The sequence below is a fragment of the Mesorhizobium sp. WSM4809 genome (assembly GCF_055811655.1).
The window spans coordinates 163,175-182,481 of record NZ_JBVVQW010000002.1 but is presented as its reverse complement, the minus strand read 5'-3'; the positions used below and the strand labels follow the sequence as shown (position 1 = coordinate 182,481).

The following is a 19,307-nucleotide window of genomic DNA, read 5'->3' as shown; positions in this document are numbered from 1 at the left end:
GTCTCCGCGACGGAGCTTCGCTCCTGCTTCGCCCGTGGATGACGAAGTCGAGAAGCTTCGGTTAATTTTCCCAAGTCGCTACAGGAAATCGCCTCAGGCAAACGGCACGGCGGTTGTGCCCTTCGGCAGCTTGGCCTCGTCGTCGGGCTCGACATGGATGGTGACGCGCACCGAGGGAATTTCGGCTTTCAGCGCGTCCTCGATGCGGTCGCAGATGACATGGCTGGCGCCGACCGACATGTCTGCGTCGACGACCAGATGAAACTCGATGAAGGTGGCGCGGCCGGCGATGCGCGTCTTGAGGTCGTGCACCTCGAGCGCGCCCTTGCAATTGGCCGAGATGACGTCACGGATGCGCATGTGTTCCTGGGTGTCGACGGCGCGGTCCATCAGGCCGTTCATCGACGAGCCTATGACATGCCAGCCCTGCCACAGGATGTTCAAAGCCACGAGGACGGCAAGTGCGGGGTCAAGGATCTGCCAACCGGTCAGGATCGCTCCGACCAGGCCGCCGAAGACGCCGATCGAGGTGACCACGTCGGTCATGATGTGGTTGCCGTCGGCAACCAGCGCCGGTGATTTCTCCGCCCTGCCGGCGCGGATCAACGTCCAGGCCCAGAAGGCGTTGATGACCGTAGCGACGCCGTTGACGGCAAGACCTTCCCAGGGCTGTTCGAGCGGTGCCGGGGTCTGCCAGTGGCGCCAGACCTCGTTGAGGATCAAAAGGGCGGCGAGCACGATCAGCACGCCTTCCAGCACCGCCGAGAAATACTCGGCCTTGTGATGGCCGAAAGGGTGGTCCTGGTCGGCCGGCTTGTGGCTGACCTGGATCGCCCAGAAGGCTGCAACCGAGGCAATGACGTTGACGATCGATTCCAAGGCGTCCGAGTAGAGCGCCACCGAGCCGGTGACGTACCAGGCGGCAGCCTTCAGCGCGAGCACGACAAAAGCGACGATAATCGACCAGAAGGCGAGATTGGCGATTTTGCGCTTCGCGGCCGCCTTGGCCGCGATCGCCATCGTATTCTCGGCTTCGGCCATGATCGTCAGGCGGCCTTTTCCTTGGCCTTGCGGGGCAAGTGGGCGACGATGTTCTCGATGATGCGCATGCCGGCATTGTGGCCGAGCGTCATGATCGATTCCGGGTGGAACTGTACCGCGGCGATAGGCTCCTTGCGGTGTTCGAAGGCCATGATTATGCCGTCCTCGGTCTCGGCTGTGACGATGAAATCGTCGGGCAGGCGCACCGGATCGGCAAAGATCGAGTGGTAGCGGCCGACGGTCACTTCCTTGGGCAGGCCCGAGAAGATGATGCCGGGCTTGGAGACCCGGATGCGCGACGGCTTGCCGTGCATCGGTATGTGCAGCTGCCGCAGTTCGCCGCCATAGGCCTCTGCCAATGCCTGCAGGCCAAGGCAGACGCCGAAGATCGGCAGTTCGCGGGCGCGCGCCTTCTTGATGGTTGCGGCGCAATCGAAGTCCTTCGGCGTGCCGGGGCCGGGCGACAGCACGACGAGATCGGGTTTCAGCCGGTCGAAGACTTCCTCAGGCACCGGCGAGCGAACGGTCGAGACGTTGGCGCCGGTCTGGCGGAAATAATTGGCCAGCGTGTGGACGAAACTATCCTCGTGGTCGACCAGCAGGATGTTGACGCCGTCGCCGACGCGCGCGGTCGTGCGCTCGGTGCTGGCGGAATTGCCTGTCTTGGCGTCGCGGATGGCGGAGAGCATGGCGGATGCCTTCAGTTCGGTTTCGGCTTCTTCTTCCTCGGGAATGCTGTCGAACAGCAATGTGGCGCCGGCGCGCACTTCGGCAATGCCGTCCTTGATACGGATGGTGCGGAGCGTCAGGCCGGTGTTCATGTCGCCGTTAAAATTGACCATGCCGATCGCGCCGCCATACCAGGCGCGCGGGCTTTTCTCGTTCTGCTCGATGAAGCGCATGGCCCACAATTTCGGCGCGCCGGTGACGGTGACCGCCCAGGCGTGCGACAGGAAGGCATCGAAGGCATCCATGCCTTCGCGCAGCCGGCCTTCGATGTGGTCGACCGTGTGGATCAGGCGCGAATACATTTCGATCTGCCGGCGGCCGATGACACGCACCGAACCCGGCTCGCAGACCCGCGACTTGTCGTTGCGGTCGACGTCCGAGCACATGGTCAGCTCGGATTCGTCCTTCTTCGAGTTGAGCAGTTTCAGGATCTGCTCTGAGTCGGAAATGGCGTCGTCGCCGCGCTTGATGGTGCCCGAGATCGGGCAGGTCTCGACGCGGCGGCCGTTGACGCGCACGAACATTTCCGGCGAGGCGCCGATCAGATATTCGCCTTCGCCCAGATTGATGAAGAAGGAATAGGGCGACGGATTGATGGCTTTCAGCTTGCGCGAAATCTCGGATGGCTGCGTCTCGCAGCGCTCGTAGAACATCTGGCCGGGCACGACCTCGAACAGGTCGCCGCGCTTGAACGAATCCATCGCCTTGCGCACCAGATCCGCGTATTCGCCCGGTTCATGGTCGCCGCGCGGCGGGATGCGGTCAGGGCTCTTGAACGGCTCGGCGATTTCGTCGCGCGGCAGCCCTTCGGTCGAAAAACCCTCGCCGGCATAGTCATAGCGGTCGGTCCAGGCCTTGGCGGAATAATGGTCGACGACCAGGATCTCGTCGGGCAGGAAAAGCACCAGGTCGCGCTGGCTTGGCTTGCGCTCGAGCTTGTAGTCGACCGGGTCGAACTGGAAGGCGAGGTCGTAGCCGAAAGCGCCGTAGAGACCGAGATTGGCGTCTTCCTCGGTCCTGAACAGAGCGGTGATGGCGCGCAGCACCGTGAAGACTGAAGGGACGCGGCTGCGCTCCTCCTCGGTGAAGACACGGCCGGGCTTGGCGACATCGAGGCGGATGAGTGTCTTCGACGTCTCGGCGATGGTGACATCCGCCTGGCTGGCGAGCGCCTTGCCGATGACCGGCAGCAGCGCCTCGCCACGGCGGTTCAGCGCCTCGATGCGCATGGCACGGCCGCGCGCCGAGATAACCAGAGGCGGATCGATGATGGCGGTGTCCCAGCGCGTGTAGCGGCCGGGATATTCATAGTTCGAGGAAAATACAGCGCCGCGGCGCGAATTCAGGCCGTCAACGTAAGCGTCGATCGCGCCCGCATAGGGCCGGTCGTGGCGCGCGCGCGTGATGGTGATGCCACCCGCGGTCACGAAACTTTCCGCGCCGTTTTCCAGAAGCTTTATCGTCATTGCCGTCTCCATCAGCGTCTTGGGGCAACGGACCCGGGAATGGCTTGGAAAAAACAAATGGCCGCCCGGACTTTCCGTTGCGGCCACCCTCTCTTTTCACGCGCACGTGTTCGAACAGGCCGCTGTCAGCAGGCCCACCACCAAATGGTCTTGATCGAACGCATGTTCATGGCGAAAATCCATAGCCGCGAAAAACCGGATGCGCAACTGATTTGAAAAGCCTGTCCGGTGGCCGCCGCTTCAGCGTCTCATGGCACATCGCCAGGGCGGACAGTGCCGCTTAGACTGTTCCTCTAACAGCAGGAGACGGGAAAACACCATGACCGAGCAGATCGAGCGTGCGCGGACGTTCCATTCCCTCCACGTCAAGGGAAACCCGATCGTTCTCTACAACGTCTGGGATCCGGGTTCGGCCAAGATCGTCGAGAAAGCGGGCGCCAAGGCGATCGCCACCGGAAGCTGGCCGGTGGCTGCCGCGTTCGGCTATGCCGATGGCGAGAAAATCCCGCTGGAGCTGGCGCTCGACAACATCAAGCGCATCGTCACTGCCGTCGACCTGCCGGTGACCATGGACCTCGAGGGCGGCTACGGCGTCGATCCGGAGATTGTGGCTCGCACGGTGACGTTGGCGCTACGGGCCGGCGCTATCGGTTTCAATTTCGAAGACCAGGTTGTCGGCGGCACCGGCCTGCACGACATTTCTGTTCAGGTAAAACGCATCGAAGCTGCGGCAGCGGCCGTCAAGGCCTCCGGCATACCGGCGTTCATCAACGCCCGAACCGACATCTTCCTCAAGGCGAAACCGGATGCGCATGACGACGTCCTGCTCGACCAGGCCATCGAGCGCGCGCAGGCCTTCGAAAAAGCCGGCGCACACGGCTTCTTTGCGCCGGGTCTTGGCGATGAGGACCTGATCGAGACGCTCTGCAAGGCAATCGCGTTGCCGGTCAATATCATCGCGCTGGCGCATGTACCGCCGCGTCAGCGGCTGGCCGAACTGGGTGTCGCCCGCATCAGCCACGGCCCGGTGCCTTACCGGCAGATGGCCGAATGGCTGGAGGCCAAGGCTAGGCAGGCCATTTCTGGCTAGATCAATCCTCTAGCGTCCCCGATCGGGCGTCGGTGCTCTTCCTGTCGCCGACCAGCTTCAGAAGATCCTCGCCGGCGCGAATAATGCGGCGAGAGCGGCGGGTCAGGATGATGCCGTCCTGCGGCGCGAAAATTTCGGTGCGGCCGTCGGCTTCACCCGGCGCATGGATGATGGTGGCGAGGCGCGCTCCCTTGGCAACACGGTCGCCCGGCTTCACGTCGTAGAGCACGGCACCGGCCCGTGGCGCCGGCATCATGTCGATGTTTTCCAATGGCGCCACGAAGCCGGTGAAAGGACCCGGCGCGGGCAGGGTGCTATCGGCGATCACGCCGCGCGCCACCAACAGCCGGTAGAGGCCGTCGGCGTCGGCGGCGGCCAGGGCACCGTCGACATCGAGGATGCCGCGATATTCGACGGTGGTGGCGACGCGGCGGTCGAGCTTGGCCATTTCGGCGGGGACGTTCTGGTAGGGCATGATCGAGGCGCCCTCGAAGGTGCCGTCGGTGTCCTCGCTCCACAGCACGACCGCATTGACGCCCATGGCGGCGGCGCAATCGGCCATGGCAGGCCACAGGCTGGTGTGGACGTAGAGATAGGCGAGGCCCTCGTCATCGCAGTGCAGGTCGAGCACGATGTCATGGCCGAGCGAGAGCTGCACCAGCCGCGTCTTCAGCCGCTGGTCGACGCTGCCAAGGGTGGTGTCGGGCAAGAGCGCTGTGTCGGGCGCGGCGAGCAGCGGAAAGCCGCGGTTGAAATTGGTGCGCGTGCCCAGATGGAAGCGGCCCTGATGCTCGCCGAAATGATATTGCGCCCGGCCGATCGGATTGGCCCAGGGCACGACGGTGAGATTGCCCTTGATGCGGCCTTCGGCCTCCGCCCTGGCAAGCATCGGCATCAGCGCGTCGATGGCGACGACGCCCGGCAACTCGCCGGCGTGGAGTGCCGCCTGCAGATAGGCCGAAGGAGCAGCCTTGTCGGAACCAGTGAAGCGGAACAGCGGGAATTCGTAGGAAACCCCTTCGCTTTCGCCGGCGATGCGCTCGATCGATTTCTGCATGACTTCTTCCATCAAGAGCGAGAGACATGCGATTTGAAGGCGCCGATGTCGATTGGTCCAGCCCGCCGCGCTATGGGCGCAAGAGGCTATTCAGCCGGAAGCGGGATGACCGGCGCGCGCCGGTCCAGCGCCTGCGACAGCACGGCGACGGTGACCGCCAACAAAGCTAGTGCTGCGCCGACCAGCGGCAAATTGGCATAGGAAACACCGGCGGACAGGGCCACGCCGCCGATCCAGGCGCCGCTGGCATTGCCGACATTGAAGGCGCCCTGGTTCAGCGTGGCGGCGAGGTTCGGCCCCTCGGAAGCGGCCTCGACGACCCGGATCTGCAGCGGCGGGACGACGACGAAGATCAGCAGACCCCACAGGAAGACGATGCCGACGGCAACGCTTGCGATTGCGCCGAACTGCCTGAAGCCAACGAAGAGCAGGGCCATCAGCAGCAGCGTGCCGATCACTGTCGGCATCAGTTTCCAGTCGGCCAGTCTGCCGCCGATAATGTTGCCAATGGTCATGCCCGCGCCGAACAGCAGCAGAACCCACGTGACTGCGGAGGTCGACAAGCCCGACACCTCGGTGAGGTAGGGTTTGATGTAGGTGAAGACGGTGAACAGGCTTGCGGAAGTCAGCGCCGCGATCAGCATCGCCAGCCAGACCTGCAGCTTGCCCAGCACGCGCAGTTCGCCGCGCAGGCCGCCACCGCTTGGCTGGGCGACATCGGACGGCACCAGCCAGGCGATCGCTGCCACCGAGATCAGGCCGATACCGACCACGGCAACGAAGGTGGAGCGCCAGCCGAACGCTTCGCCAAGTGCGGTTCCGGCGGGAACACCCAGGATGTTGGACAGCGTCAGCCCGGCGAACATCAGCGCGATGGCGCTGGCCCGTTTGTTGCGCGGTACCAGGCTGGCGGCAACGACCGAGCCAATGCCGAAGAAGGCGCCATGGCCGAAAGCGGTGAAAACGCGCGCGGCCATCAGCGTCCAGTAGTTGGGCGAGATGGCGCAAAACAGATTGCCGATGACGAACAGGACGGCCAGCCCGACCAGCACCGGCTTGCGCGGCAAATGCGCGGTGGCCATTGCGACGATCGGGGCGCCGAAGACGACACCCAGCGCATAGCCGGTGACCAGCAGGCCCGCCGAAGGGATCGACACGCCGAGGTCGGCTGCGACCTCGGGCAGCAGGCCCATGATGACGAATTCGGTGGTGCCGATGCAGAAGGACGCAATGGCAAGCGCAAGGATCGGCAAGGGCATGGGGCGTCCAGACTGAATCGGTTCAAATTGAAACTGCGCGAAGGACGCCACCGTGCGCAAGCTGCATTGCTGCGATGCAGAAAGGAAGAGCTTTGAAATGGGGTCGCCAACAGGCTGTCAGGCCAGCGGCTTCAATTCCTGGGCAATGGTTGGCAACAGCTCCGAGACATTCGGGTGGATGTGCACGGCACGCGCCAGCGTGTCGACGGGCGCCTTGGCGTACATCAGGTCGAGTACGCAATGGATAACCTCGTCGCCGCCGGGGCCGAGCACCGAGCAGCCGAGGATCTGCCTGGTGTCGGCGTCGACCAGAATCCTCATGAAGCCCTGCGTCTCGCCCTTTTCGATAGCGCGGCCGACGCGGGTCATCGGCCGCTGGCCGACCAGCGCGCGACGGCCGGATTTCTTCACCGCGGCCTCGGTCATGCCGCAGCGGCCGAGCGGTGGGTCGATGTAGAGCGCATAGGCTTCGATGCGATCACTGACCTTGCGCGGATCGTTGTCCAGCAGGTTGGCGGCGACGATCTCGTAGTCGTTGTAGGAGGTGTGGGTGAAGGCGCCCCTGCCGTTGCAGTCGCCCATCGCCCAGATGCCGGGCACGCTGCTGCGCAACTGGTCGTCTACAGAGACGAAGCCGCGCTTGTCGACCTCCACGCCAGCCCTCTCCAGGCCGAGGTCATCGGTGTTGGGCGTCCGCCCCAGAGCCAGCAGCACGTGCGAGCCGACCGCCGGCGGTTTGCCGGCGGAGAAGGTCACGGCAATGTCCTGGCCCTGTCTGGCGAAAGCGATGTCGTCGGCGCCGACATGGACCGTGATGCCCTCGTTTTCGAGGATCGACAGGATGGCGGCGGAGACATCCTCGTCCTCGCGGCCGGTCAGGCGTGGGCTCTTCTCGATGACGGTGACTTCGCTACCGAAGCGGCGGAACATCTGTGCGAATTCGAGCGAGATGTAGCTGCCGCCGACGACGATGAGATGGCGCGGCAGCACGTCGAGATCCATCATCGAGGAATTGGTCAGATAGTCGATGTCGTGGATGCCGGGAAGGTCTGGGACCGAGGCTCGGCCGCCGGTGTTGAGGAAGATCTTTTCGGCGGTCAGCAGATCGTCGCCGACGCGCACCGTGTTGGCGGATTCGAAACGCGCATGGCCGCGATAGAGGGTGCATTTGTCCATGCCGGCAATCCAGGTCTCGAGATTGGTGCGGGCGTCGATCGTCACCTTGTCCTTGCGCGCCTTGATCCTGGCATAGTCGACCCCGACGGGGCCACTGAGCGTCACGCCATAGTCGGCGGCGCGGCGCGCCAGATGCGCGGCATAGGCACTGGCGACCATGGTCTTGGTCGGCATGCAGCCGGTGTTGACGCAAGTGCCGCCGACCAGCTTGCGCTCGATCAGCGCCACGCTCATGCCGGCGGCCGTCAGCCGGCCGGCCAGCGGAGGGCCAGCCTGTCCGGCACCGATGATGATGGCGTCGAAAGCTTTCGTCGTCATGCCACCGCCGCTACGATCAGCAGGCCGCCGATGATCGCCACCGCGTCCTCGATGAAGGCGGCGGGCGGATCCTTGCCGAAGGCGGCTGCGAGCCGGCCGCGAGCTTCAGCGCCGCCCAGCGTGCCGATGACAGCGCCGATGGCGCCGGCAATCAAGCCGCCGATGGTGGCGCCGCCTGTCGCGCCGATCACCGCGCCGGTGAAGGCGCCCATGGCGATGCGGGCGCCGAATTGCTGCGGCACTTTACGGCTCGGCGTCGACGGCAACTGGTCGGTGACCAGTTCGACGATGGCCAGGATGGTGAAGATGCCGACAGCCGCCCAGTGACTCATGAAGCTCGCCCAGGTGCCGGCAACCGGCAGCCAGCCGAGATAAGCGCCCCAGGCAACGGCAGCCGGCGCCGTCATGGCGCGAAGACCGGCAATGACGCCGATCAGAAGTGCGAGAATGTAGAGCATGGTCGATCCCCCTCGATCACCCGGGCCAGGACGGCCTTGAGACGCAGGCTACCATAGGTCCAATATTTGACCAGTACTTGCATCGGCGCTTTTCTGTTGGCCGCACTTGTGCTTTTGAAGGACGTGAACTGGAGACCGCGTCATGGCCGAAAGCGAGCGCGTGAAGATGGCGGCCGGCGAATGGTACACCTGCCTCGATGATGAGCTGGAGTCCTTGCGTGTGGTAGCGCGTGACGCGGTGTTCGAGCACAATTGCCTGCCGCCGCGGCAGCGCGGCAATCTCGGGTCGGGCTTGAAAGCTTTACTCGGCAACGCCGGCGAGGGTGCCCGCATCGAGGCGCCGTTTCACTGCGCCTATGGTTTCAACATCTTTCTCGGCGACGGCGTCTTCCTCAATGCCGGCTGCACCATCCTCGACACGGCGAGTGTGCGCATCGGCAAGGGAACGCTGCTCGGTCCCAATGTGCAGATTTATTGCGCCGAGCATCACAAGGAGGTCGCTGGGCGGCAAGCTGGACTGGAGATCGCCAAGCCGGTCGAGATCGGCGCCAATGCGTGGATCGGCGGCTCAGCCGTCATCCTTGGCGGCGTCAGCATCGGTGAAGGTGCCATCGTCGGCGCGGCGCGGTGGTGACGCGCGACGTGGCTGCGAACACCACGGTGGTCGGCAATCCGGCACATCGGGTCAAGCGGGACTGAATAGATCAGGACGACAGAACGTACGTCATGCGCTCGCCCTGGTCGGTCCTTCTGGAGAATTCGCGCCGATATTGCGCCGGCGATGTCCTCAGCCTTGCGGCGAAATGCTGGCGCAGCGAGGTGGCGCTGCCGAAGCCGGCTTCGAAGGCGACCATGTCCATCGACTTTTTGGTCGCCTCCAGCAACCGTTGCGCCAGTTCTATCCGTTGGCTGGTCAGCCAATCGCCGAAACTGGTGCCGATCGATTTTTGGAAGCGGCGGGTAAAGGTGCGCCGGGTCAGGCCGGCGGCCTCGGCGACGCTATCCAGGCTATGCGTCTCTCCGAGCGCCGCGCGAACCGCGTCGAGGGCTTGGGTGAACCGGTCGGCGTCCGCGCTTCTTTCCACCGGATGCTCGATGAATTGCGCCTGGCCGCCCTGCCGATGCGGAGAAAGGACGATCTGGCGGGCGAGCCGCAGTGCCGCTTCCGCGCCGTAGCGGGCGCGCACAATGTGGAGACAGCAGTCCAGACCGGCGGCGACGCCGGCCGAGGTCACGATGTCACCATTGTCGACATAGAGCACCGAGGCATCGACGGCGACGTCGGGGTGGAGTTTCTGCAACTGTTCGGAATAGGCCCAGTGCGTCGCGGCACGACGGCCCGAAAGCAGCCCGGCCGCGGCAATGGCGAAGGTTCCAAGGCACAGGCCGACGATCAAGGCGCCGCGTTGGTGCGCCCGGCGCAACGCCTCCATCAGCGGCGGCGATGCCGGTTCGCCGAGATGATGCCAGCTTGGAATGATGACGATATCGGCGCCGTCGAGCCCTTCGAGCCCATGCGGCGCGGCAATTGTCAGTCCGGCCTCGGTGTGGATCGGGCCGGGCTTGACCGCGCAGATGCGGAAGTCGAAGCGCGGCAGGCCCAGCGCCGTCCTGTCCTCTGCGAAGACCAGGCACGGTACGGAAAGATGGAACGGGCTGATGCCGTCGAAGGCGAGTACGGCAATGATCGGGTCGGTCATGGGTGCTTCCGGCAGTTGAATGCGGATTGTCCCAATTCTTTCGAATGATGTCAATCGGGCCACTTTCGACTGTCGCGGAGTCCGCCTATTTTCGGTCCATCACATTCAAGCCGGAAAGGAAAACACCATGTCTGACCCAGCCAACACCACGCCACGCCGGGCGCTGATCGTCGTCGATGTGCAGAACGATTATGATGGCGGCAGTCTTGCCATCCAGCATCCGCCGTTCCGCGACAGCGTCGTCCATGTGGCGCGGGCGATGGATGCAGCGACTGCTGCCGGCATCAAGGTGGTGGTCGTCAAGCAGATGGCGCCCGAGACATCGCCGATCTTCGCCGGGGGAAGCCATGGCGGCGAACTGCATCCCGAAATCGCCAGGCGTGGGCGCGACCATTATGTCGAAAAGAACCTGCCCTCCGCCTTCACCGGCACCGACCTCGAGGACTGGCTGCGCGCCAACGCCATCGATACGATCACGGTGGTCGGCTACATGACGCACAATTGCGACCTGTCGACCATCATCCACGCCGTGCATATGGGCTTTGCCGTCGAGTTCCTGTCGGATGCGACCGGATCGGTGCCTTACGCCAACAGCGCCGGCTACGCCTCGGCCGAGGAGATCCACCGCGTGGTCACGATCATCCTGCAGTCGCGCTTTGCCGCCGTGCTCAAGACCGCCGAATGGGTCGAGTGCCTGAAGACCGGCGCGCTGCCGGAACGCGACACCATCTTCGGCTCCAACCAGCGGGCGCTGTCACGCAGCGCCGCGTAGGGACTATCTGAAAACAGAAAGGGCGCCCCCGCGCGGCGGGGCCCGTTGTGGTGGAAAATAACGGTTGGAGAACCCGCCGTGGATGGGGGCCCAGGCGGTGAGGGAGCTGGTTTACGAGGACGGCCGCCGCCGTAGGCCGGGCATGGTCATGACCTCGCCGCAGATGATGACGACGAAGCCCGCACCTGCCGAAAGCCTGACCTCGCGCACCGGCACCGTGTGGCCGGTCGGCGCGCCGCGCAGGTTCGGGTCGGTCGAGAACGAGTACTGCGTCTTGGCCATGCACACCGGCAGGTGGCCGTAGCCGGCGTCTTCCCAGGCCTTGAGCTGGTCGCGCACCGACTTGTCGGCGATCGCTTCCGAGCCGCGATAGATACGCTGGACGATGGTGTTGATCTTCTCGAACAGCGGCATCGCATCGGGATAGAGCGGCGCGAACTGCGAAGCACCGGATTCGGCCAGTGCCACCACCTTGTTGGCGAGATCCTCGATGCCGGCCGAGCCGTGCGCCCAGTGCTTGCACAGGATCGCCTCTTCGCCCATCGAGGCGACATAGTCCTTCATCGCCTGGATCTCGGCGTCGGTGTCGGAGTAGAAGTGGTTGATCGCGACCACCGCCGGCACGCCGAACTGGCGGATATTCTCGATGTGGCGGCCGAGGTTGGCGCAGCCCTTCTTCACCGCCTCGACGTTTTCCTTGCCGAGGTCTTCCTTCTTGACGCCGCCATTCATTTTCATGGCGCGCACGGTGGCGACAATGACGGCCGCCGCCGGCTTGAGGCCTGCCTTGCGGCACTTGATGTCGAAGAACTTTTCAGCACCGAGGTCGGCGCCGAAGCCGGCTTCGGTGACGACGTAGTCGGCGAGCTTGAGCGCCGTCGTGGTGGCGACGACCGAGTTGCAGCCATGCGCGATGTTGGCGAACGGGCCGCCATGCACGAAGGCCGGGTTGTTCTCCAGCGTCTGCACCAGGTTAGGCTGCATGGCGTCCTTGAGCAACACGGCCATGGCGCCGTCGGCCTTGAGGTCGCGGGCATAGACGGCCGACTTGTCGCGGCGATAGGCGACGATGATGTCGCCGAGGCGCTTTTCCAGGTCCTTCAGGTCGGTCGACAGGCACAGGATAGCCATCACTTCCGAAGCAACGGTGATGTCGAAGCCGCCCTCGCGCGGGAAACCGTTGGCGACGCCGCCGAGCGAGCAGATGATCTCGCGCAGCGCCCGATCGTTCATGTCCATGACGCGGCGCCAGACGACGCGGCGGGTGTCGATGCCGAGCTCATTGCCCCAGTAGATGTGGTTGTCGATCAGTGCGGAAAGCAGATTGTGCGCCGTGGTGATGGCATGGAAGTCGCCGGTGAAGTGAAGGTTCATGTCCTCCATCGGCACGACCTGCGCGTAGCCGCCGCCGGCAGCGCCGCCCTTGACGCCGAAATTCGGGCCTAGCGAGGCCTCGCGGATGCAGACGATCGCCTTCTTGCCGATGCGGTTCAGGCCGTCGCCAAGGCCAACCGTAGTCGTGGTCTTGCCTTCGCCGGCCGGCGTCGGGTTGATGGCGGTTACGAGGATCAGCTTGCCGTCCTTGTTGCCCTTCACCGACTTGATGAATTCGGCTGATATCTTGGCCTTGTCGTGGCCGTAGGGCAGCAGGTGTTCGGTCGGAATGCCGATCTTCTGGCCGATCTCCTGGATCTGCTTTTTCCTGGCGCCGCGCGCGATCTCGATGTCGGACTTCACTTCGGCCATGACGGCTTTCCTCTGGATTGAACGGTGGAGGGGACGGGTTTGATCTTACTGGCAAGCAGGTTGGAACCGGGCGCGGGCATGTTCTAACCCTGTCGCTGCCGCGGCGTCAATTTGTATGCAACTATGTTTCCTCTAGAGAAAATCCTCTGCGGGCCGGCCGACCTGGCGTCGGTTTTTCCTGGCTCCGTTTCCGCGCCGTATAGAAGCCAGAGGATGCGTCGTTCCGCCGTCTCAAAACAGCCGCACAATGCACGGAATGCGACAGAGGCGACGGCGCAAATTCGCCATCGCCTGGTCCCTAATGGAACAGCGTTACTGCGTCAGCACGTTGCTGATTTCGACCATGTTGGAGCGCACCCTGAGCACATAGAAGCCCATCGTCGTCAGGTGCGTCGGCAGCAGCCATCCATCCTCGCGGCCATTGGCGATGATGAAGGGCTGGATGCGCAGCGCCGAGACGAACTGCGCGTCCATCGTGTCCCACAGGCTCTGCAGATGCTTTTCCTTGATGACGTCCTCGAAGTCGGCCTGGGCGCCCTTCATCAGGCCGTAATAGGCGTAGAGTTGGCCGTAGGCGAACCAGTAACGATCGTCAGCGCGGAAATCGAACCAGCCATTGTTGTGGTTTTCCGCGCGTTCCTTGAGGATGGCCGAGGTCGAGCCGATGTCGGATGCGATGCGGTCGATATATTGCTTCAGATTGTCGGCGCGAGCATCGAAGGTCGCCTGGCAGGTGGCAAGTCGTGCGTTGAAGGAGCGCAGCTTGCGCACCGCGTCGCGGTAGTAGCTCGGCGTCGGCGTCTTCGGGCCGAACGGGCTCACCCCGAAATACCAGGTGTATTCGTCGAATTGCAGATTGCCGCGAGCATCCTGCAGATCAGCATCAATCTGCGATGTGGTACGGACCCGGCCGAGATTGTCGGCGAGTTCGGTCGCCGTGCGCCGCACCGCCTGATTGATGCCGCGCTGGAAGGAGGCCTTGTTGTCCATCCACGGCGTGTGGTCCCAGTCGATACCGAACAGGCCCAGCTTGTAGAGGATCATCGACGAGATCCAGGCATTCTGGTTCACGTTGAAGTCGGTCAGGTCAGCGGCGATCTGGGCAATGCCGGAGTTGCCGCAGGTCTTGGCGGTGTCGGTTCCGGCACCGGCGGCGACCTGTTCACCGGCGGAGACGTTGCGCTTCTCGAATGTGTAGGTGCTGGGATAATTGGGGTTGAAGTTGGTCCACCACTGGGTGGCGTAGAAGAAGTTTGCATAGAGGCCGATCAGCACCAGCAGAGCGAGGCCGACCACGGCCTTGAGGATCCAGCCGCGCTGCGTGTACCAGCGTCCGGCCCACAGGAACGGCCACAGGACGACACCGATCAGGAGGCCGATGCCGCGGCCGATCCACTGGAAAATACGGGTGAAGAAATTCACGATCGGATCGAGCATGGCTGTGTCACCCCCTCAAAGCATGATGCCAAAAAGTTGCAGACTTTTGGATAACATCATACGCCAAAACAAGAAGTTAGAACGAAATAACGGTTCATTTCGTTCTAGTCAGTCAGGCCGTAGAGGCGTGTGCGAAACGCCACCTTGTCCTTCAAATATGTGGTTTTGAGAACGTCCACAACATGCGATCGCCAGGCGTCGCTGAAGCCGTCATAGTCCTTGTAGAAGCCGTCCTTGTTGAAGATGTAGCGCGAGACGAAGTCCGACGGCACGAAATCCGAGATCAGCCGGTTGGTCAGCCAGGCGTCGGGGTGGTCTGGCTTGGCGCGGATCACCAGGAAACGCTGCTGCGGGAAGACATCCTCGATCTTCAGGTGGCCGAGCTGGGCGATCTCGCGCTTGGCGGCGTTGAGGAAGGGAAAATTGCCGTCCCTGGTGATCAGGTCGGCATGGCTCTGGATCCAGGTCTGCAGCCAGACCTTGTCGACATTGGTCAAATTGCGGTTCGGCTCGGCGTCGCGGATCAGCGCGCGCACCACCATCTCGGCCCGGTGCTCGAGATAGCCCGAGGCCTCGACCCAGGAGGCACGCGGCAGCTCGATGCGGCCGGTGGTGGCGAGGAACTTGAACACCTTGTCGGCGTCGTTGATCGAGAGATAGCTGACCTGCCACGGCCGCGAGCGGCGAAAACCGGGGGCGGCCGGATCGCTGATCACCGTCGTCACATCCGGATCGACGAACACGTAGAGCCCGCCGAAATGCCTGGTCCAGTAGGCGTTATGTCGGAAGATCACCTGGTCGGGTACCAGCGCGTTCTCGCGGATGTCGCCGCAGATCTTGGCGAGCTCGACCATGCGGGTCAGCATGGCGTTGTCGCGCCAGGCATCTGGCTCCTGCTTCAGCCGGTCCACGAGCTTGCCGAGTTCGGCTGCCTTGCCCAGCACATCCTCAGCCGACAGCACCTTGAATTCGACCTGGCTGATCGACAGCAAATCCTCGATGTCGTTGACCTTGGGAATGGAATCCTCGATCTCGCCGTAGATGACGTCTTTGATCGTCAGCGCATCGATGGCGCGCCGGTTCCTGGACATGAACTCGAACATGAGTTGCGAGGTGTTGGAGAAGGCGGTGTGCACCACCGGCAGGTCGATCTGCGACGGCGTCAGGATGATGAAACGGCGGTTGACCTCGTTGGGATCGAGATAGTCATAATCGTCACATTCCTCGGCCACTTCGGGCGAGAAGCCGGTGCGGTCGATCTGGAAGCTCTTCAGTTTCGTCGGCTTCAAGCCGAATGCGGCCAGCGCCTTGTTGTAGCGCTGGATCAGGTGCGGCTCGTCGACCGTCAGCAGCCGGCCATAGATTAGCTCGTTGTCGCGCAAGAGATCGGGTTTCTTGGCGGGGCTCATCTTCCCTTCTCCCCGTTTACGGGGAGAAGGTGCCCGAAGGGCGGATGAGGGGCGGCGCAGACGCTCATCATCTTTCCTCCGACGTTGAAGCTGGCAAAAACTTCACATCGACAGCAATCATTTTCCGATCGAGTCGACCATCCAGCGCAGCAACAATCGTATCCAGCACGCTCTTACGGCTCGTCAAAACATCAGCGTGCCAAACCCTCAACACCGACCAGCCGTTCCTGTTCATCGTCTCATCCCTGTATCGATCGTGGGGCCGATTTGCATGCTGACTTCCATCGACTTCCACTACCAGATTAGCCTCACGGCAGGCGAAGTCTGCGAAATATGGGCCGACCGGGAGCTGACGGATAAACTTGTGGCCATTCAGCCGCCTTCCACGCACTTCGTGCCACAGCCATTCCTCGGCATCATTCTCGACTTTCCGAAGCTGCCGGGCGGGCTTGCTACCTTTGGCTCATTACTGCCTCGCACAGCGCTGCCCCTCATCCGCCCTTCGGGCACCTTCTCCCCGTGAACGGGGAGAAGGAAGAGGTGCCAGGCTCACGCATTCCATAGCCCCTTTTTCTTCATCTCCTCCATCTCGCGCGCGGCTCGCTCGCGCAGGCGGGCGTCGCGCAGCAGTTTTTGCACGGCGGAGTCGTCGGACTTGTCGGAATAGCGGAACTCCGAGTCGGCATAGCGGTTGATCTCCTGCATGACCATGTCCATCGAGAACGGCCCGCGCAGTTCCTCGATCATCGCTTTCTTCTCGTCGTAGCCCTTGTGCATGAAGACCTCCGGCTTCTCGAACCAGTCGTCGGGAAGCTCGATGTCCATGGCGCGCATCTTGATAGCGTCGGTGACGTTCTTGATGGCGCGGCCGGTGAAGCGGGGCTCGGCATCCTTGATCAGGTGCAGATAGGTGCCGATGTCGGCCATCGATTTCGGTGCGCCGTTCTCCTTCATGTAGCGCTCGTAGACCTTCATCAGCCCGTCTTCTTGCGGCCTCTCGTGCTCCTCATAGGCTTCGGTCACGGCGCGCTGGATTTCCTGCGCGGCGTAGAGATCGTGGTCGCCGAGCGGGATCTTGTGGTTTTTTCCCGCCAGCAGGACAAAAATGTCGATGTAGTCGTTGCGGCTCTGCGGCCCGTCGACCAGCCAGCGGGCGCCGGCGCGCTGGCGCAGCGCGTCGTCGACATTTTCGGGATAGTTGGAGAACATGCCGAACGAGCAGTTGCCGCGCACCACGGTCGCGGCACCGGCGAAGGCATCCATCAAGACGCCGGTGATTTCCTGCTGGCCGGCCGAGGCGCGGTCGTCTGAGCGGCGCGCCGCCACCTGGTCGATGTCGTCGATGGTCCCGAATCCGATGACGCGCGGGTTCAGCACATTGTTGATGAACTGGCGGCAGTTCTGGCCTGATTTGCCCTGATAGGACGAGATCTGGTCGACGCCGAAATTCTCGTAGGCGAAGGGATAGCCGGCGACCTGGCAATAGCCGTTGACGAGGCCGGCGATCATCTGGATCAGCGTCGTCTTGCCGGTGCCGGGGGCGCCGTCGCCAATGAAGGTGAACAGGAAGCCGCCGAGTTCGACGAACGGATTGAGTTCGCGCTCGAAGTCGTAGGCCATCAGCATCTTGGCGAGCTTGACCGACTGGTATTTGGCGATGTGGTTGCCGACGACCTCTTCCGGCTTCTTGAATGTCATCACCAGCGGTTTTGAACGCTTGCCCGGCGCGACGTCGAAACCATCGAGGGTGAAATCGTCGGCATCGATACGGATATGCGCGTTCTCGAACGGGCCGATGCCGTCGAAGCGGCCCTTGCGGGCCAGAAGCCCGTCGATGGCGACGCGGGCGAAGGCGCGCGCCCTTGTCATCAGGTCGGCGTCGTCGGACGATCCCGAGATCGCCTTGTCGAGGCCTGCCAGGATCGACTTCACCGCATCCTGCGGCGTATCGAACAGGAAGTCCGGTTCGGGACTGTCGTTGGGCGCCTCGCCGTCGCTGTCGATCAGCTGGAACAGGTAGGAGGCGAGGCTGAAGGCCGAAATGTAAGCCGAGGCCGACAGAAGCTTCTTGAAGGTGGACGCCTCGTCGCCCTCGAGCGGCGCGCGGGTGTTCTTGGCCTGCAGACTTTCAAGGTCCGAGCCCTCGGCAAAGACGTCCGATATTGCCAGCGCGATCGCCGTGCCGCGCCGGGCGCGAAACAGGAGCGTGTGCTGCGGGATGGTCAGCAGCTGGTCGTCGGGATGAACGGCGCCGACGGTCTTGGCCAGCTCGACCTCGCGCGTGCGGCGCACCGAACCGGCCGAGACGGTCGAAACGAAGCGGCGGTTGGTGCCGGCAAGTGCTGTGCCGGAGGAGCTAGACGGGTCCTCCGGCACGACGACGCGGGTGATGAAGCTCTGCGCGGTGGCGCGGTGCTTCTCGATGGCGGCTTCCGGGATGGTGGTCAGGCCGGTATCCATGAAGGGTGCTCCGTGGTGTGACGGTCAGACGTCTGAGATGACCTGTCCGTTCGACAGAATGTGAACCTTGTAGCCGGCAAAGATCTTCTGCGCCTCGCCGGCGGCGTAGAGCGCCTGATAGGCCTCGTGCGGGATCAGCGCATGGTTTTCGTAGCTCGACACGCCCTGGCGCGCGGCTTCCAGATCGTCGGTGTTGATGAAGAATTCCTGCGTCGTCTTCTCGCTGGAAAACAGCCCCTTGCGGCCGGGTTTCTCGGCCTTGGAATAGACCTCCTGGATGGTCCAGGTCAGCAGCCAGGCATTTTCGGGCTTGCGCACCTTGGCCAGGACTTCGGTCACCGTCGAATTGTTGTCGGTGATGCCAGCCGAATAGAACGGGCCGAGCACGACGCGGCGCAGCTGCTTGGGATGCAGCGGCTCGAAATCCTTGTCGAGATTGACCGCGATGGTCGCCGGCGACAGCGTGTAGGCGGAGTTCTTCTCGGTGAAATCGTCGAAACGGTGGGCAAGCTCGGGATTGAGCAGGCCATCGACCGGCAGAGGAATGTCGATCGTCTCGTTCAGCTTGCCGTTTCTGTCGACGAGCTGGCGGATCATCGTTTCGGACGAATCCTCCACCGTCACCATGTAGACCAGAGGCAGGTTGGCGCTGCCGTCGAACGTCGCCCAGTGGACGAGATAATAGGGCCGCCCCGTCTTCGGATTGACCGAGACCTTGGCCGTTTGCGCCAGGGTGAACGGGCCGAACGTGTTCTCGCTTTTCACGTCCTCGAGATAAAGCCGCTCGGCTATCGACTTCTGCAGCGCCGCGGGGAATTCCTTGTGGCGCAGGATGAAGTCGGCCATCTCCTCGCGCAACTCGCCGGCGAGCGGAATGTTGGCAAGCCGCGCGTCGGCCTGGCGTCGGTCGTTTTCCAGTTCGAGCAGGTTCTGGAACACCGGAAATCCGCTTTCGGCGCGCGAAATGCGGAATGTGTCCATGAAGCCCAGCCGGTTGCGCCAGCAGGAAAACGACTTGTCGAGCCTGGCGATGTGTTCGGCGACGATCTTGGCGACGATGCCGTGCCGGTAGAGCGGCGAGCGATCGTCGCGCATGAACACTTCAAGGCCGCTGAGCGCGGCCGTGATGGCGGAAAAATACCGTGCCGCCGCTTCGTTTTCGGGGGTCATGCCTGGTCGCTCGCGGGCA

At 63.2% G+C, this 19,307-nt stretch carries 15 protein-coding genes and 1 pseudogene; 3 read left to right on the top strand and 13 right to left on the bottom strand.

Annotated features, from left to right (window positions below; all coding sequences use genetic code 11):
• Nucleotides 1-93 precede the first annotated feature (93 nt).
• Together AC0L24_RS05410 and AC0L24_RS05405 are read right to left on the bottom strand one after the other, a co-directional pair.
• On the bottom strand, nt 94-1,041 hold the full coding sequence (locus AC0L24_RS05410) for a cation diffusion facilitator family transporter (protein WP_023809882.1): 948 nt from the start codon (nt 1,039-1,041) through the stop codon (nt 94-96).
• Nucleotides 1,042-1,046: 5 nt separating this feature from the next.
• On the bottom strand, nt 1,047-3,236 hold the full coding sequence (locus AC0L24_RS05405; RefSeq protein WP_473563541.1) for an anthranilate synthase: 2,190 nt from the start codon (nt 3,234-3,236) through the stop codon (nt 1,047-1,049).
• A gap of 319 nt (nt 3,237-3,555) precedes the next feature.
• On the opposite strand from AC0L24_RS05405, the gene AC0L24_RS05400 reads away from it, so the two are divergent.
• Entirely contained in the window at nt 3,556-4,326 is a 771-nt protein-coding gene (locus tag AC0L24_RS05400; RefSeq protein ID WP_473563540.1) for an isocitrate lyase/PEP mutase family protein, read from the top strand.
• Nucleotide 4,327: 1 nt separating this feature from the next.
• On the opposite strand, the gene AC0L24_RS05395 is transcribed toward AC0L24_RS05400, so the two are convergent.
• The 4 genes from AC0L24_RS05395 to AC0L24_RS05380 form a co-directional block, all read right to left on the bottom strand.
• On the bottom strand, nt 4,328-5,383 hold the full coding sequence (locus tag AC0L24_RS05395) for a peptidase M14 (protein WP_473563539.1): 1,056 nt from the start codon (nt 5,381-5,383) through the stop codon (nt 4,328-4,330).
• Nucleotides 5,384-5,469: 86 nt separating this feature from the next.
• Nucleotides 5,470-6,642 carry an MFS transporter gene (locus tag AC0L24_RS05390; protein WP_127272313.1) on the bottom strand — a complete coding sequence of 391 codons (1,173 nt, stop codon included), beginning with the start codon at nt 6,640-6,642 and terminating at the stop codon, nt 5,470-5,472.
• 117 nt (nt 6,643-6,759) lie between these two features.
• Nucleotides 6,760-8,136 (bottom strand): FAD-containing oxidoreductase, encoded by a 1,377-nt coding sequence (locus AC0L24_RS05385; protein WP_127809507.1) that lies wholly within the window; start codon nt 8,134-8,136, stop codon nt 6,760-6,762.
• Nucleotides 8,133-8,594, bottom strand: a complete 462-nt coding sequence (locus AC0L24_RS05380; protein ID WP_473563538.1) for a DUF4126 domain-containing protein — start codon at nt 8,592-8,594, stop codon at nt 8,133-8,135. The genes AC0L24_RS05385 and AC0L24_RS05380 overlap by 4 nt, the downstream gene beginning before the upstream one ends.
• A 142-nt stretch (nt 8,595-8,736) precedes the next feature.
• Here AC0L24_RS05380 and AC0L24_RS05375 point away from each other — a divergent pair.
• Nucleotides 8,737-9,293, top strand: a pseudogene (locus AC0L24_RS05375) (sugar O-acetyltransferase).
• A 5-nt stretch (nt 9,294-9,298) separates the two neighbouring features.
• Here AC0L24_RS05375 and AC0L24_RS05370 read toward each other — a convergent pair.
• Nucleotides 9,299-10,294, bottom strand: a complete 996-nt coding sequence (locus AC0L24_RS05370) for a GlxA family transcriptional regulator (protein ID WP_292655556.1) — start codon at nt 10,292-10,294, stop codon at nt 9,299-9,301.
• Between the two features lie 127 nt (nt 10,295-10,421).
• Between AC0L24_RS05370 and AC0L24_RS05365 the strand changes: the two genes are divergently transcribed.
• The gene (locus tag AC0L24_RS05365) at nt 10,422-11,066 is read left to right on the top strand and encodes a cysteine hydrolase family protein (RefSeq protein WP_127266543.1); all 645 of its coding nucleotides are present in this window, start codon (nt 10,422-10,424) and stop codon (nt 11,064-11,066) included.
• Nucleotides 11,067-11,177: 111 nt separating this feature from the next.
• On the opposite strand, the gene AC0L24_RS05360 is transcribed toward AC0L24_RS05365, so the two are convergent.
• The 6 genes from AC0L24_RS05360 to AC0L24_RS05335 all read right to left on the bottom strand — a co-directional run bounded on the left by AC0L24_RS05360 (nt 11,178) and on the right by AC0L24_RS05335 (nt 19,288).
• Nucleotides 11,178-12,812 (bottom strand): formate--tetrahydrofolate ligase, encoded by a 1,635-nt coding sequence (locus tag AC0L24_RS05360; protein WP_473563537.1) that lies wholly within the window; start codon nt 12,810-12,812, stop codon nt 11,178-11,180.
• A 312-nt stretch (nt 12,813-13,124) separates the two neighbouring features.
• Nucleotides 13,125-14,249 carry a DUF2333 family protein gene (locus AC0L24_RS05355; RefSeq protein ID WP_127809509.1) on the bottom strand — a complete coding sequence of 375 codons (1,125 nt, stop codon included), beginning with the start codon at nt 14,247-14,249 and terminating at the stop codon, nt 13,125-13,127.
• A 104-nt stretch (nt 14,250-14,353) separates the two neighbouring features.
• Complete coding sequence (locus AC0L24_RS05350; protein ID WP_127809510.1) at nt 14,354-15,658, bottom strand: DUF6638 family protein; 1,305 nt, start codon at nt 15,656-15,658, stop codon at nt 14,354-14,356.
• A 67-nt stretch (nt 15,659-15,725) separates the two neighbouring features.
• Nucleotides 15,726-16,061, bottom strand: a complete 336-nt coding sequence (locus tag AC0L24_RS05345) for an endonuclease domain-containing protein (protein ID WP_348629592.1) — start codon at nt 16,059-16,061, stop codon at nt 15,726-15,728.
• A gap of 146 nt (nt 16,062-16,207) precedes the next feature.
• On the bottom strand, nt 16,208-18,118 hold the full coding sequence (locus AC0L24_RS05340; protein WP_473563536.1) for an AAA family ATPase: 1,911 nt from the start codon (nt 18,116-18,118) through the stop codon (nt 16,208-16,210).
• 24 nt (nt 18,119-18,142) lie between these two features.
• Nucleotides 18,143-19,288, bottom strand: a complete 1,146-nt coding sequence (locus AC0L24_RS05335) for a hypothetical protein (RefSeq protein ID WP_127266548.1) — start codon at nt 19,286-19,288, stop codon at nt 18,143-18,145.
• Nucleotides 19,289-19,307 lie beyond the last annotated feature (19 nt).

Bases quoted from the DNA above. Each gene is read 5' to 3' on its own strand.
- AC0L24_RS05410 (WP_023809882.1), bottom strand. From the start codon at position 1,041: ATGGCCGAAGCCGAGAATACGATGGCGATCGCGGCCAAGGCGGCCGCG.
- AC0L24_RS05405 (WP_473563541.1), bottom strand. From the start codon at position 3,236: ATGACGATAAAGCTTCTGGAAAACGGCGCGGAAAGTTTCGTGACCGCG.
- AC0L24_RS05400 (WP_473563540.1), top strand. From the start codon at position 3,556: ATGACCGAGCAGATCGAGCGTGCGCGGACGTTCCATTCCCTCCACGTC.
- AC0L24_RS05395 (WP_473563539.1), bottom strand. From the start codon at position 5,383: ATGCAGAAATCGATCGAGCGCATCGCCGGCGAAAGCGAAGGGGTTTCC.
- AC0L24_RS05390 (WP_127272313.1), bottom strand. From the start codon at position 6,642: ATGCCCTTGCCGATCCTTGCGCTTGCCATTGCGTCCTTCTGCATCGGC.
- AC0L24_RS05385 (WP_127809507.1), bottom strand. From the start codon at position 8,136: ATGACGACGAAAGCTTTCGACGCCATCATCATCGGTGCCGGACAGGCT.
- AC0L24_RS05380 (WP_473563538.1), bottom strand. From the start codon at position 8,594: ATGCTCTACATTCTCGCACTTCTGATCGGCGTCATTGCCGGTCTTCGC.
- AC0L24_RS05370 (WP_292655556.1), bottom strand. From the start codon at position 10,294: ATGACCGACCCGATCATTGCCGTACTCGCCTTCGACGGCATCAGCCCG.
- AC0L24_RS05365 (WP_127266543.1), top strand. From the start codon at position 10,422: ATGTCTGACCCAGCCAACACCACGCCACGCCGGGCGCTGATCGTCGTC.
- AC0L24_RS05360 (WP_473563537.1), bottom strand. From the start codon at position 12,812: ATGGCCGAAGTGAAGTCCGACATCGAGATCGCGCGCGGCGCCAGGAAA.
- AC0L24_RS05355 (WP_127809509.1), bottom strand. From the start codon at position 14,249: ATGCTCGATCCGATCGTGAATTTCTTCACCCGTATTTTCCAGTGGATC.
- AC0L24_RS05350 (WP_127809510.1), bottom strand. From the start codon at position 15,658: ATGAGCCCCGCCAAGAAACCCGATCTCTTGCGCGACAACGAGCTAATC.
- AC0L24_RS05340 (WP_473563536.1), bottom strand. From the start codon at position 18,118: ATGGATACCGGCCTGACCACCATCCCGGAAGCCGCCATCGAGAAGCAC.
- AC0L24_RS05335 (WP_127266548.1), bottom strand. From the start codon at position 19,288: ATGACCCCCGAAAACGAAGCGGCGGCACGGTATTTTTCCGCCATCACG.